The organism is uncultured Parvibaculum sp. (genome assembly GCF_963975745.1).
Lineage (GTDB): Bacteria > Pseudomonadota > Alphaproteobacteria > Parvibaculales > Parvibaculaceae > Parvibaculum.
In genome coordinates, this window is record NZ_CAXBIB010000002.1 from 109428 (window position 1) to 123233 (window position 13806).

Here is a 13806-nt window from a genome sequence, read left to right on the forward strand (position 1 = left end):
CCCTTACCTTGGCCCCGATGCGGGGACACACCCTATCGTGTGTTGGCGCAGGCTTTTAACATCTATATCCGCGAATGCAAAGGTGCTTGTGACAGCGGGACCGAGGCCTTAGCCGACTTCTTCCGAATCGCTTTCGGAACGCCCCTTAAATCCCTGCGCCAGAACATACATCTCGGCCGAATCGGCCCTGCTTGCCTTGGGTTTCACATGGCGCACTGTCTGAAAATGACGTTTCAGGAGGGTCAGCAGTTCGTTCTCGGTCCCGCCCCGCAGAACCTTGGCGAGGAACGTCCCTCCCGGCGCCAGCACCTCGGTCGCAAAATGGGCGGCGACATCGCAAAGCGCCATGATACGCATATGGTCGGTCTGCTTGTGCCCGGTGGTGGGCGCCGCCATGTCGGACAAGACGACATCGGCCTCGCCGGCCAGCAAATCCTTGACGCGGGCATCTGCACCCTCGCTCAGAAAATCGAGTTGCAGGATTGTTGCGCCCGGTACGGGATCCATCTCCAGGTAATCGAGGCCGATCACGCGGCCCTGACGATTGCCGGCCGTGCCCTGGGCATTGACCCGCGCCACCGCGACCTGGGTCCAGCCGCCGGGGGCGCAACCGAGATCGACAACGCGGCCGCCAGGCTTCAGGAAACGGTACTTGTCGTCGATCTCCGTGAGCTTGTATGCAGCCCGCGAGCGATAGCCTTCGCGCTTTGCCGCGTGGACGTAAGGATCGTTCAACTGGCGCTGCAACCAGCGCGTCGATGAATTGCTGCGCTTGCGCGCCGTCTTGACACGCACCTTCAGCGAACGCGCACCGCTGCCGGCACTCTTGCCACCCTTGCCGCCACTCTTGCCGCTTGCAGCCATTTCAATTCACCTCTACGGGCTGCGCCGCTACTTCATTCGCCCGCCTGGCATTGCGACGACGGCGGCGGCGGCGACGGCGGCCGCGCCGGGCATCATTCTCGATCAACGACATCAATATGCCTTCGCGCAGGCCACGATCGGCAACACGCAATCGCTCGGCAGGCCATGCGCGCGCGATCGCCTCGAATATGGCGCAACCCGCGAGCACGAGGTCGGCACGTTCCCCGCCGACGCAGGGGTGTGCAGCGCGCTTGTTGTAGCTCATGCCCAGCAGCGATTGGGTCACTCGCTGGACGTCTTCAGGCGAAATCCAGAGGCCGTCGACGCGTGTTCGATCATATCGATCGAGACCAAGATGAACGCCTGCGATTGTGGTGACGGTGCCGGATGTACCGAGCAAGTGAAAATCCCCAGACGCCTCGTCGTCCAGCGCCCGAACACTCTCTATAAAAGGCGCAAGACGTTCGCTGACTTCGGCGACCATCCGATCATAGAGATCGGAGGAAACATCGACGCCACCGTGGTGTTCGGCCAGCGTGACCACACCGCAAGGCAGGGAAGTCCAGTCTCCGATGACCGGCCGGCCCCTCTTGTCGCCATCGGGCATTCGAACCCATATCAGCTCGGTCGAACCGCCACCGATATCGAAGACCAGCGCCGATGAACAGCATGGATCGAGCAGCGGCGCGCAGCCGGCAACCGCCAGGCGCGCCTCGTCCTCCGTCGAGACAATTTCGAGCGACAGGCCGGTTTCCTTCTTGACGCGTGCAACAAAGTGGCCGCTGTTGGATGCCGTCCGGCAGGCAGCGGTCGCAATGGTTCTCGTCCGGCTGACACCGCGTCGTGCCATCTTGTCGGCACATATCTTCAGCGCGTCGATGGCGCGCGTCATTGCGGCCTCGCTCAGCGCGCCCGTGCGGGCAAGCCCCTCGCCGAGCCGGACGATGCGCGAATAGGCGTCGACAACCTTGAAGCCGTCGCTGTTGCGACGCGCAATCAGCAAGCGGCAATTGTTTGTGCCCAGGTCGAGCGCAGCATAAAGAACATCTGCTGCGGTACGCGCGACGGGCGGGTTGTTCGAATTCGCGGATTGTCCTGAAGGTGCGCCACGTCTTGCCCCGCGACCACGGCGGCGGCGCTTCGGCCGCTTTTCGCGCCCCGAATTCCCGTCGCTTGTGGCACGGCTCAGCGTCGCCTCCGGACCGGCGGCGGTTGAATCTGTGCCCTGCGCAACGCCTGCCCCTGGGGACTGGCTCGGCGCATTCAGGCCCTTTTCGGCGGCGGCGGCCAAATCGATACCACCGGAACCGCCGTCATCTTCTGGGCGCACGGTTCTCAGACCCGGGAAGCGGCGAGGCATCGCTTTCGCGCACCGCGCTTCCGACCGGGTTCCCTGTTCTTTCAGTTGAGAGCAGTCTAGCAGCTTGGGAGGATGGGTAAAGCGAGCGGACGGTGGCTGGGGGACTAGGATTCGAACCTAGACTGGCGGAGTCAGAGTCCGCTGTCCTACCGTTAGACGATCCCCCAAGACGCCGATTCGGCCCAAAATTCAGCCATTTCCAAGATATGGCACGGGCACGGCGCTACTTGGCTGCGCGCGGCGAAACCTAGTCGCCGCTGCCGCGGCCGTCAACACCCTGACGTTCCCGGGCAGCGGACCCCACAGGGCTCATGTTCCGCGGCGAGACCGCTGCCCGTACGGATGTCCGGATGCCCCCTTGGCCCCTAATGCATTTTGAGCCCCGGCAGGTCGCCGGTTGCGCGCCAGTCCTCAAGTATTCTGATAAAGGCGATGGAACCGCCTCCATAGAAGCCATTGCGGATCGCGAGTTCCGAAGGCTTGCCCTCGTTGTTATAATAGCCCGGCGTGCACTCCTCCAGGTACCGGCGGTTGAAGGCCGATGCCTTGACGATCTCCTCCACCCAGGCTTCTTCAGCCGGCCTTGTTGCCTCGACCACACGCGCCTGACGATCTATGCACTCCTTCACGATATAGGCGAGGTGTCTGGACTGCTCATTGAGCATGTGCGGAAAGTTTGCCGTGAAGCCAGCCTGCGCATTGCTCACAATGAAGCAGTTCGGAAAACCATGCGTATGCATGCCATGGAGCGACGAAATCCCGTCTTTCCATTTATCGGTCAGCGTGATGCCGTCGCGGCCGTAAATCTCGAAACCGGCGCGACGCGTGTAGCCCGTGCCGACCTCGAAGCCCGTGGCGTAGATCAGGCAATCGACTTCAAACTCCTCACCGTTCGCAAAGACCGAATGCTCGCCGATCTGCTCCACGCCCCTGCCCTGCGTGTCGACCAGATGGACGTTCGGGCGATTGAAGGTTGCGAGATATTCATCATGGAAGCAGGGCCGTTTGCAGAACTGGTTGTACCAGGGCTTGAGCGCTTCCGCCTTTGCCGGATCCCGGACCACGGTCTCGACGCGTTTGCGGATCGACTCCATCTTCTGAAAATCCGCAAGTTGAACGACTTCCGCCATCTCGGCGGGCGAACCGCCCATAGCCCCCTTGCGCGCCATCACAAGAAGATTGCCGATGATGTCGGTCCAACCGTCATTGACCAGGTCTTCTTCCTGGAATCCACCTGAAACCAGCGTGTTGAAATTGTCCATCCGGTGCTGTTGCCAGCCCGCTTCAAGACTGGCGACCCATTCCGGATCGGTCGGGCGGTTGTTGCGCACGTCGATGGATGAAGGCGTGCGCTGAAAGACGAAGAGTTCCTTCGCCCATGCACCAAGATGCGGCACGCATTGCACGGCGGTCGCGCCGGTGCCGATGATGCCGACGCGTTTGTCCCTGAGGCGATCCAGCCCGCCATTGCAGTCCCCACCGGTATAAGCGTAGTCCCAGCGACTGGTATGGAAGGTATGTCCCTTGAAACTTTCGATGCCGGGAATGCCGGGCAGCTTCGGCCGATGCAGCGGACCACTTGCTGTCACCACGAAGCGTGCCTTGATGGCGTCGTCACGGTTGGTGCGGATGATCCAGCGCGAGATTTCGTCGTTCCAGTGGAGGCCGGTCACTTCCGTCTGAAACAGCGCATCGCGGTAAAGATCAAAATGGCGACCAATGGCCTGACTGTGAGCGAGGATCTCGGCCGCCTTCGAATATTTCTCGACCGGCATATAGCCGATCTCCTCGAGAAGCGGCAGATAGATGTACGATTCGATGTCGCAGGCCGCACCCGGATAGCGGTTCCAATACCATGTACCGCCGAAGTCGCCGCCCTTTTCGATCATGCGAATGTTTTCGATGCCGGCCTCGCGCAGCCGCGCGCCGGCAAGCAGGCCTCCAAAGCCACCGCCGATCACGACGACGTCTACTTCGTCGCTTAGCGGTTCGCGCGCGAAGCCCGGTTCGACATAGGGGTCTTCGAGATAGTGTGCGAACTTGCCCTTGATCTCGACATATTGCTCGTTGGCATCGTCGCGCAGGCGCTTGTCGCGCTCGGCGCGATATCTGGCCTTGAGGGCCGCAGGATCGAAACCGAGATCAGCAACACCTGCCGGTCCCGTCTTGCCGTCTTTCGTCTCCGCCATCCGTCCTGCCTCCCGATTCCAATAGCTGTCGCATGACAGGCTGGATGATAAAATTTATTTACTAGCTGTCAAAACATCTGCCTTTTGCCCTGCATGTCGCGACGTTACGCAACGCGATCGGGCCCCGCCTTTCGACGGAGCCCGATGCCACTGGCAACCGATCCTTCAGTACCGGTAAGGCGCCCCGGCCTTGCGCATCGTGTCCTGATAGTTCTTCAGAATGTCGACGATCTTGGCGCTACGCGGACTCTTTTCAGCGATCTCGTCCCAGAACTTCATCGCTTCGTCTTCGACCGTTTTCCACTCTGCTTCGGGAATGGTGGTCAGCTCGAGCTTGCCGCCGGTGGTCCGATAATGTGCTTCGCCCCACCAGTACCAATGCTGGCGGTAGTAGTGCGAGCTGTCCATGGAAAGCTTGAAGAGCGTCTGCAGGTGTTCGGGAAGCGCATTCCACTTGTCGGTGTTCGCGATGTAGGAACCGGCCCATGCACCCGAAATATTGTTGGTCAGATAATATTTCGTGATGTCGGCCCAGCCGACCGTGTAGGTCTCGGTCGCACCGCACCATGCAACACCGTCGAGTTCACCTGTCTGGATCGCCACTTCGATGTCTTCCCAGGGAAGCGTGACCGGCACGACGCCAAAGCGCTCAAGGAACTTGCCGCCAGTCGGGAAAGTGAAAACACGCAAGCCCTTGAGATCCTCAAGCGAGCGGATCGGCTTGTTGGTCACGAAGTTGCACGGATCCCATGCGCCGGCGCTGAGCCACGTCACGCCCGGCACTTCTGCATAGGCTTCTTCCCAGATTTCGCGCAACCCGTACCACTCCCAGAGAGCGGGTACGTCGAGGCCATAACGCGAAGCAAAGGGGAAATAGGCGCCAAACACCGATACGTCGACAGGCGACGCCATCGAGTCGTCATCGCTCTGCGCGGCGTCGATCGTACCCGATTGCACGGCCCGGAAGAGCTCTCCCTGCGGTACCAGCTGGTCGGCCGTGAAAAGCTCGATAACCATTTCACCGTTTGCCGCCTTGTTGAACGCATCAATCGACGGCTTGATCACATGCTCTGCCAGAGCGGCACCGGCATAGGTCTGCATGCGCCAGCGGATCGGTGCTTGCGCGCGCACGACATTCGGCGCGGCAAGCGCCGTTGCGCCAACAGCGGCAACGCCGGCCTTTTTCAGAAAGTCGCGTTTGTTTATCCTGGAACGGTCGGTCATTTGAAAAGACTCCTTCTTCTCTGGATTGTTTCGGACTTGCATCCGGCCCCAGCACCGGATGCTCCGGTCACGCGAAGAAATCGGCTTACTCAACAGGTCGCGCCGCCCGGCCCGGCCTCCTAGCGCCCTGAATACCATTCGGGCAACCACAGGGTGAGCTGCGGAAATGCGATCACAATCGCAATGGTCACGAGCATGATCCCTACAAACGGTACGATTGAGCGGTATATGTCGACAAGCGTTATCTCTGGCGGCGCCATTGCCCGCATCAAAAAAAGGTTATAGCCAAAGGGCGGAGTAATGTAGGCCACCTGGCAGGTGATCACATAGAGAACGCCAAACCAGATCGGGCTGAACCCAAGGCTCAGAACGATCGGAATGTAGAGCGGCGCCACAATGACCAGCATCGCCGTATCGTCCAGAAACATACCCAGGACGATGAACGAGATAAGCATGGCGATCAGGATCTCCCAGGGTCCAAAATCCCAGGTCTCGAGCATCAGTACACGGATCGCATTTTTTGCACCCAAGCCGTCATAGACGGCACCGAAGCACAACGCCGCCATGATGATCCAGAGAAACATGCAGCTTATGGCCAGGGTCTGCCGAACCGTTGCATCGACCACACGAAACGACAGGCGCCGCTTGATCAAAGCAGTCAATGTGGCGCCCAACGCACCAATGGCCGAACTTTCAACAAGGCTCGTGGTGCCCGTCAGAAAAAATCCCATCATCGTTGCAAAGATCAGGATAGGCGCGATACCGGCCCGCAAGAGACGCAGCTTCTCGCCCCATGTGATGAGGTCACGTTCTTCCTTCGGCAGGGGCGGCCCCAGTTCAGGATTCACGCGGCAGCGTATGTAGATGTATAGGGCGAAGAGCGACGCCATCAGCAGACCGGGCAACACGCCTGCCAACCAGAGCTGCAGAACCGGCTGGCGCGCAATCATCGCATAGAGCACCAGAACGACGCTGGGCGGAATCAGGATGCCGAGCGAACTGCCGGCCTGAATGACGCCGGTCACCATGATCTTGTCATAGCCGCGTCGCAGCAACTCCGGCAGCGCCACGCTGGCGCCGATGGCCATGCCGGCAACGCTGAGCCCGTTCATCGCCGATATGATGACCATCAGACCGATTGTGCCTAGCGCCAGACCGCCGCGCACCGGACCGGCCCAGACGTGAAACATCCGGTAGAGGTCGTCCGCAATACCGGATTCAGCAAGCATATAGCCCATGTAGATGAAGAGCGGCAACGTCAGCAACGGATACCAATTCATCACCTGGAAGCTGGCATTGAACGGCATCTCCGACGCGCCATCGCCCCAAAGCAAGAGCGCGGCAGCGGCGGCCACGAATCCGATTGCGCCGAAGACACGCTGTCCCGTCAGCAACATCAGCATCAACGACGAGAACATCAGCAGTGTGATCGCCTCGTAGCTCATGCGATCTCCTCACCGCGCACACGTGCCAAATCCTTGAAGAAGAAGGCAATGGCCTGAAGCAGCATCATGAAGACGCCGAACGTCATGATCGTCTTGATCGGCCAAAGCAATGGCCCCCAGGAGGTGTAGTTCTGCTGCTGGTAGGTAATAGCGTATTCGGTGCTCGAAATGCCGCCCATCAGGAGGACGACCAGATAGAACACCAGGCAGAAAGCCGTGATCGTGTCGGTGAAGGCCATCTTGCGCGGCGAAAGGCGGCTATAGAGCAGGTCCATGCGGACATGCGCGTTCAACTGAAGCGAATAGCCGCCGCCGAGCAGGTAGTAGGCGACGAGCAGGAACTGCCCCATCTCCATCGCCCAGTTGATTGGCACATTGTAGAAGGTCCTGGACGCCGCCGCGTAGAGCAGGATGCCCATCATCACGAAGATCAGGTATGTAACGGCCCTGCCAATGACGCGGTTGACGGCCTCGACATATCGCACGTAGATCCTGGCCGCCTCAGGCACGAAAACCCCCACCTCATCCCGTACCGCGATTGCTGCATGAATTCGGCATCGCCTTGATCAGGCTGCACGGGTTGGCCGAAATAGGCAAGATTTTCGCGGTGATCCTTCAGCAAATTGCAGGGCGAGAGGATCGGCGCGGCCTAACGTCGGGTCCAGCATCCAACCTGAATAGTCGGGTATTGCCGCACGCGCTTCCAGGGCCCTGAAGACCGAAATCACCGTGCGGGCAGAGCCTTAGCGAAGGTCAAGCCGCCCACCGCTCCCGCTGCCACCTGAGCCAGGAACCCGAAGGTCGAACGGGCGCCTGCTATGGCGGTAATCTCGAACAGGGCATTCATGACCAAAAGCGTCACTGCGAGCGACACGGCACCCGCGACCGCGTAGATCAGCGTCCGTTGCACGCCTGCCAACCTGAAGACAAGTGCGCCGGCCGAAAACGCGACAATAAAGCCTGCTCCGACAATCGCGCCGAAAAGCGGCGCCATGCCGACGATATCATGCAGAGTCGTCGCAATTCGGTCGCCAAAAGGGATGTCGACTCCGAGGCCTGCGAGGCGCGCCAGCACGAACTGCGTATGTGCGATCGCCCCGAGCACGGTCGTCACGATCACCGCCAGAATAAAGGCCAGCACTATCCTCAAGACCCACATCTTCATCCCCATCGTTTCATTCTGCCCCGATCTGACGCTAGAATTGCACAGAATGAAAGCACAGGGGACGGGAATCGAACAAATGACCATACGGACACACATCGGGCTTGTGCTGACGATTCTCTTCGCGGCCGGATATTCCGACTTGAATGCCGCGGCTCAAGAGGGCGCGATCACCGCCCCCGCCTACCAAATCGTCCCCGTCGTCGAAGGGCTCGATCATCCATGGAGCCTCACATTCCTGCCGGATGGTTCAATGCTGATTGTCCATCTCAATGGCCGGATCGTACTGGTCAAGGATGGTGCATTGTCACCCGATCCCGTTGCGGGTGTGCCCCCGGTCTTCTTCCGGAGTCAGGGCGGTCTATTCGACGCGATACTGCATCCCGAATTCGAAACCAACCGGCTGATCTATCTGTCCTATGCGCATGGCGACGGCGATGCCAATGCCACGCGCGTCGCGCGCGCGCGATTCGACGGCGCCTCGCTTCACGATGTCGAAGTCATCTTCGAAGCGACGCCGCTCAAGGACACACCGGTCCATTATGGCGGCCGGCTTCTTTTCCTGCCCGATGGCACGCTTCTGATCACGACAGGCGACGGGTTTGACTACCGTGAAAAAGCCCAGATGCTCGACAACCATCTGGGCAAGATCGTCCGCATCAATGACGACGGCAGCGTGCCTGCGGACAATCCATTCGTCGATCGCGACGGCGCCCTGCCGCAAATCTGGAGCTACGGGCACCGCAACGTTCAGGGAATCCTGTATGACACGCAAAGCGGCCGTGTCTATGCCCATGAACACGGCGCTCAGGGCGGTGACGAGATCAATGTCATCGAACCCGGAAAGAATTACGGCTGGCCTGTGATTACGCATGGCATCGACTATTCCGGTGCACGGGTGTCGCCTTTCGTCGAATATGACGGCATGGAACAACCGCTGCTGCACTGGACACCTTCGATCGCGCCGGCCGGCTTCACGCTCTATCGGGGCGACAAGTTTCCGCAATGGCAGGGTGATCTGTTTGTCGGCGCACTGGCGGCGCAGCATGTCCGCCGCGTCCATCTTGTCGATGGGAATGTCGACGCGCAGGAGGAGCTGTTCGGTGAACTCGGCCAGCGCATTCGAGAGGTAAGGACGGGGCCGGACGGCTATCTCTATCTGTTGACGGACAAGGAAAATGGAAGCCTGCTGCGCGTTGAACCGGTGCAACCCGAACAGGACTAGAGGCCCAGACGGCGGAGTGCGTTGGTTGTAAGATAGCGGCCATAGGCCGATTGGTCGTTGACCATCATCGTGTGTCCGCCCCTGATCTGCCGCACCTGCTCCAGCCGGGTTATGCGGTTGGTCTGGATGTTGTGAGCATGTACATGCGTCCATGACCAGTAGGGGTGCCGGCCATCCATCACGACAGCGTTGCCCTTCCTGTATTGCGAAAAGGCACCGTCGAAAGAACGGAAAACGTCACCCTTTCGGTCGAACGAGACCATGACAAAGGGTAACAACGTCCGTGCATCGAACCAGACCTGTTTCTTGCCCACCGGCGCGCGTGGGAACATCACCGGCTCTGCTTCGACAACCAGCGCCTCCGGTACGAGCTGGACCTGCGTATCCCAGAAGCTGTCGCCGTTCGGTCCGCCATGGGTCGTATGTTCCCAGTTCGGATGATCGGATGCCCAGCCCCCCGACAGCGCCGCCAGCGCCGGCCCCTGATGCACAAGACGATAGTTTCCCCAGGTCAACAACGGATCACCGGCCGCCCATGCATCGGACAGATAGAGTGTCGAACCGGCGATCAACGGCTCGAACCGCTGGTTGGTCGGGAATCGTCGAATGCGTTTAAATGCCGGAAGATACCCGTAAAGATCTGGAAATTCGTTCTGGTCATAGGGCCAGATATTCAGAAACGAAGTGCCCTTTTCCTCATTGGGATAGGTAAAGGCGACCGACTGGAAGCGCAGCTTGTCCTTGAACTCCGGCCAGTAGGGGATCGGCTCGACCGCAACACGTCCGACCGGCGCCAGTTCCGCCCATACGGATTCATAGCGATAGTCGATCGAGCCACCGGGTGCGAGGTCATATTCCTTGGTGGCATAAACCGATATGTCGTGACGCCCCCAACTCAACGTCAAGCCGGCAAATATCTCGATAGCTGTTTTCGGATTCGGAAACGGATTGCCGCCAATCCACGGATCGCCCTCTCCCGTCACCACATTTCCGCGCGCGTCAAATCGCGCCCTGCCGCTGTTTCGGAGCGTCGCCTCGATATATTCCCAGGGACTCAGTTCCATCAACTCGGTCGTCGGTGCGACGACCTCAAGCACCCGTCCCATTTCCTTGACCTGCCGATATCGGATCGGGTCAAGTAGTTCCCTGACGAGATCGACATTTCCTGCGTCGATCCTGCTGCCGGTCGAGATGGCCCCGTTGGTATAGTTCTCAATCGACAGAAGCTCGTCGGGATAGGCCCCCGAGGCATCGCCCCGTGCCGCCAGCACCGGCCACAACGGCGCCGTTACGCCAAGGCTGACGACACCAGCCGACAACCGCTCGAGAAACAGCCTGCGGGAGTAGTCGCGCGTGTATCTCCGCAAATGCATGGTTCGCTCCACCGGGCGCAGCCGGCAAACAAATCGACATAACGGCATCCGCCCGGGTCGCCGGAACGCGCTTTGGGGGTCACACAGCGCCTCTCCTGAAAAGGCCCATATGAACTCGCGCCGACGCCCCGGACGGAGCCTTCGATCGACAAGGCTCAGAACTGGTAGGTAATGCGGAATGCCAGTTCGTCTGCCCAGTCGATCGTGCTGATGATGTCGTCATTGCCGCCGTCGCTCAGTGCGACATTGGCAAACACTTCTGCCGTCCATGCCTCATTGGGCTTCCACTTGAGACCCGGCTGGATCAGCGCCCCTCCATTCAGATCGTAGACAACCGACATATCGGCTCGCCAGATCAGATTCGGGAATGGCTGCTGAAAGGCAAAGGCGACAGCATTGAACGAACTCTCGCCGGACGGCAATCCGCTGGTTCGCGCTCCGCTCGCCCCCATACCACTCAAATGTCGGCCGAACAGATCGCTTTCAGACTTGTGCAGATACTGGAGCACCATGAATGTCGCGGGGAACTCCTGCGTAAAGCGGTGATATTTCTCGAAGACCAGCGAGGCAACATACTCGTCTTCCTCGATCAGGCTGCGGCTTAGATCGGGGCTGGTAAACTTCTTGTTTGGCGTATAGGTGAATTCGCTGCGGATCACCAATTGGTCGAGGAATGAATCCGGACCGGCCTTGACGATGTAGTTTGCGCCAATGCCAAAGATATTCTCCCGCGGGTAGATTCGTGTGATGTGACCGCGCAAGGGACTGAGCTGGAAAAAGAGATCCAGCTCGGATGCCGCCAGTGCCTGATTGGGCATGGGTACGGCGCCGAGGAGAGCCGTCGCCGGAAACTCGTTGATCGCCGCGTTGAAGCCGGTCAGGCCGTTCAGGCGCGCCATGCCGGCATAGTTGAACCACTCCGCCGCCGAATAAACGCCAGTGGAGCTTACTTCAAACGGCGTCATGGCCAGAACGGCACCGCTCCCCGGCAGACCCGGGATATCGCGATTGACGCCGGATTCCGTCCAATGAAACACACCATCGGGATTACGGCGGTTGACAGCGATGAACTGCAACGCGACATCGCCCAGCTGCGCCTGCACGCGCGTGCCGGCATTCATCGCACCCTTGGCGTCCTCGAACCCCTCCTCCTGGTGGATCGTGAACTGCGACGGAATCACGTTGTAGGGCGTATCCGGGTTTGCCAGAATCGACGGATTAAAAAGCTGTGTGAAAGCCTCGATCTCGAGATCGTTCGAGACGCGATAGGAGCCACGTACACCTGGTGACGAAACACGCTCGTCAGCAAATTCCTCGGCGACGAGATCGAGAAGCAGATGCCGGCGCAGATCGAGTCCGTTGGGCACGTCGAGCACACGGAAGAATAATGACTCGCCCCAAGCGATCTGCTGATTGCCGAACCGAACCCAAAGCGGACCGTCGGAATAGTCGAGATAGAAGGCCGGCAAATCGACCATGTAGTTCTTGCCGTTGACTTCGAACAAGGTCGCCCGGTCGCCGCCCCAGAACGGCGTGGCAAAGAATTCCGGATCGCCGTAGCTGTCGAATACATCCGGCTGGAAATAGCCGCGCAGACGGGCAAAACCTGTCCAGTTCTGATTCAGACTCGCCTGGAAATCGACCTCAAGCCGGGTAGCCATCAGATTGAGGTCGTTGTCGGCCCCTGCGATGGGACGCGTCGTTGTCGAGACGAAGCCACCCGGCAACGGCGTCGAGTCCTGCGTCACGGTTACACCGTTATACAGGTTGCCCCTTTGATTGAATGGATTCTCTTCGTCCGTCAGCTTGATCGCCGGCTCCTGACGGATAAAGCCCTGGACGTTAAAATCGACGGCACCTGCCTCTTGCACAAACGAGACCACACCGAATGTCAGCGCCGCGCAAGTCAGAAGCGCTCCCACGGCCGAGATAGGTTTACGAGACATCTTCTCCCCTCCCTTGGATAATCCGAACCCGTCGGAACCAGAAACCATCAAGCCGACCAGCGGCTCACTCCCGTATTTCCAAAATTCTGCCGCGATGCCCGACAATGATGCGTGTGTCACGACCCGGCGGCGAAGCAACGGCCTGATACCAGGCCGTATCGACATCGCCTGACGTCAAGGCCCTCCATGAGAGTCCTCCGTCGCGGCTGGCATAGGCACCTCGGATCCCGACGGTCAGAGCCTGCTCGCCCGACAACCAGACTCCGAGCAGATTTGTTTCACCCAACGGCGCCATGCGCCGCCAACTCGCGCCGTCATTGTCGGTACGAAGAACAAGCCCGTTCTGGCCAATCGCCAGCCCGGCCCCTTTTTCGTTGAACGTGAAATCAAAGATGGAGGCATCGCCCTTGTGCGCGACCTTCCACGTCTCTCCACGGTCGTTCGACCGCAGCACCAGCCCGAACTCGCCGCCGACGGTGATCGTACTACCGGTCACATGTACGGCGTAAAAATGCGGCTCAAGGAAGTCGCCAAGGATCGCTGTCCAATCCAGCGTGACGGGCGACCAGTTCTCGCCGTCGTCGTGCGATATCAGAATGGATCCGAAGGCACCGGCAACGACCACCGTTCCACCCGGGCCGAGCGCGACGGCAAAAAGACGTTCTTCTGTTCCGCTGTCGAGCAGTGTCCAGCCTTGGGTCGTCGACCTGAATATCTTGCCGGACTGACCGACGATGTAGCGTCGGCTGCCATTTGTGGCCACGCCCAGCAAAGCCAGTTCGGTATCCGGTCGGACGGAATGCGTCCAGCTCCTGCCGCCATCTGTGGTTTCCATCACCACGCCGCGACTGCCGACGGCGAGACCACGCGCACCGTCGAACACAATGTCAAACAAGGCATCATGCGATGTGCCTTGATGGCGCACCACCGGACCGACGTCCGCTGCGGCGGCCATGGTGGCGGTCGGGGCGAGGACGAGGGCCAGAAATATGAAAACGGAAAGCTTCAAAACAGCTCC

Annotated in this window: 11 protein-coding genes and 1 tRNA gene; 1 reads left to right on the top strand and 11 read right to left on the bottom strand. The window is 59.8% G+C overall.

Features of this window, described 5'->3' with window-relative positions; translation table 11 throughout:
- Positions 1-108: 108 nt before the first annotated feature.
- The 8 genes from AAC071_RS02185 to AAC071_RS02220 form a co-directional block, all read right to left on the bottom strand.
- Positions 109-864 (bottom strand): RlmE family RNA methyltransferase, encoded by a 756-nt coding sequence (locus tag AAC071_RS02185; RefSeq protein WP_339829495.1) that lies wholly within the window; start codon positions 862-864, stop codon positions 109-111.
- Between the two features lies 1 nt (position 865).
- Entirely contained in the window at positions 866-1867 is a 1002-nt protein-coding gene (locus AAC071_RS02190) for a Ppx/GppA phosphatase family protein (protein ID WP_339829497.1), read from the bottom strand.
- A gap of 450 nt (positions 1868-2317) precedes the next feature.
- A tRNA-Gln gene (locus tag AAC071_RS02195) sits at positions 2318-2391 on the bottom strand.
- Between the two features lie 198 nt (positions 2392-2589).
- Positions 2590-4413 (bottom strand): NAD(P)/FAD-dependent oxidoreductase, encoded by a 1824-nt coding sequence (locus AAC071_RS02200; protein ID WP_339829499.1) that lies wholly within the window; start codon positions 4411-4413, stop codon positions 2590-2592.
- Between the two features lie 165 nt (positions 4414-4578).
- Complete coding sequence (locus AAC071_RS02205; RefSeq protein WP_339829501.1) at positions 4579-5637, bottom strand: TRAP transporter substrate-binding protein; 1059 nt, start codon at positions 5635-5637, stop codon at positions 4579-4581.
- Between the two features lie 119 nt (positions 5638-5756).
- Positions 5757-7082 (bottom strand): TRAP transporter large permease subunit, encoded by a 1326-nt coding sequence (locus tag AAC071_RS02210; RefSeq protein ID WP_339829503.1) that lies wholly within the window; start codon positions 7080-7082, stop codon positions 5757-5759.
- Positions 7079-7591 (bottom strand): TRAP transporter small permease subunit, encoded by a 513-nt coding sequence (locus tag AAC071_RS02215; protein WP_339829505.1) that lies wholly within the window; start codon positions 7589-7591, stop codon positions 7079-7081. The genes AAC071_RS02210 and AAC071_RS02215 overlap by 4 nt, the downstream gene beginning before the upstream one ends.
- A 215-nt stretch (positions 7592-7806) precedes the next feature.
- On the bottom strand, positions 7807-8253 hold the full coding sequence (locus tag AAC071_RS02220) for a hypothetical protein (protein ID WP_339829507.1): 447 nt from the start codon (positions 8251-8253) through the stop codon (positions 7807-7809).
- Positions 8254-8323: 70 nt separating this feature from the next.
- On the opposite strand from AAC071_RS02220, the gene AAC071_RS02225 reads away from it, so the two are divergent.
- Positions 8324-9469, top strand: coding sequence for a PQQ-dependent sugar dehydrogenase (locus tag AAC071_RS02225; RefSeq protein WP_339829509.1), 1146 nt, complete (start codon positions 8324-8326; stop codon positions 9467-9469).
- Here AAC071_RS02225 and AAC071_RS02230 read toward each other — a convergent pair.
- From AAC071_RS02230 to AAC071_RS02240, 3 genes are all read right to left on the bottom strand, one after another.
- On the bottom strand, positions 9466-10842 hold the full coding sequence (locus AAC071_RS02230) for a DUF1329 domain-containing protein (RefSeq protein WP_339829511.1): 1377 nt from the start codon (positions 10840-10842) through the stop codon (positions 9466-9468). The genes AAC071_RS02225 and AAC071_RS02230 overlap by 4 nt on opposite strands.
- A gap of 155 nt (positions 10843-10997) precedes the next feature.
- Complete coding sequence (locus AAC071_RS02235) at positions 10998-12788, bottom strand: DUF1302 family protein (protein WP_339829513.1); 1791 nt, start codon at positions 12786-12788, stop codon at positions 10998-11000.
- A 64-nt stretch (positions 12789-12852) separates the two neighbouring features.
- Positions 12853-13797: a YCF48-related protein gene (locus tag AAC071_RS02240; protein WP_339829516.1), complete on the bottom strand. Its 945-nt coding sequence runs from the start codon at positions 13795-13797 to the stop codon at positions 12853-12855.
- Positions 13798-13806: the final 9 nt, after the last annotated feature.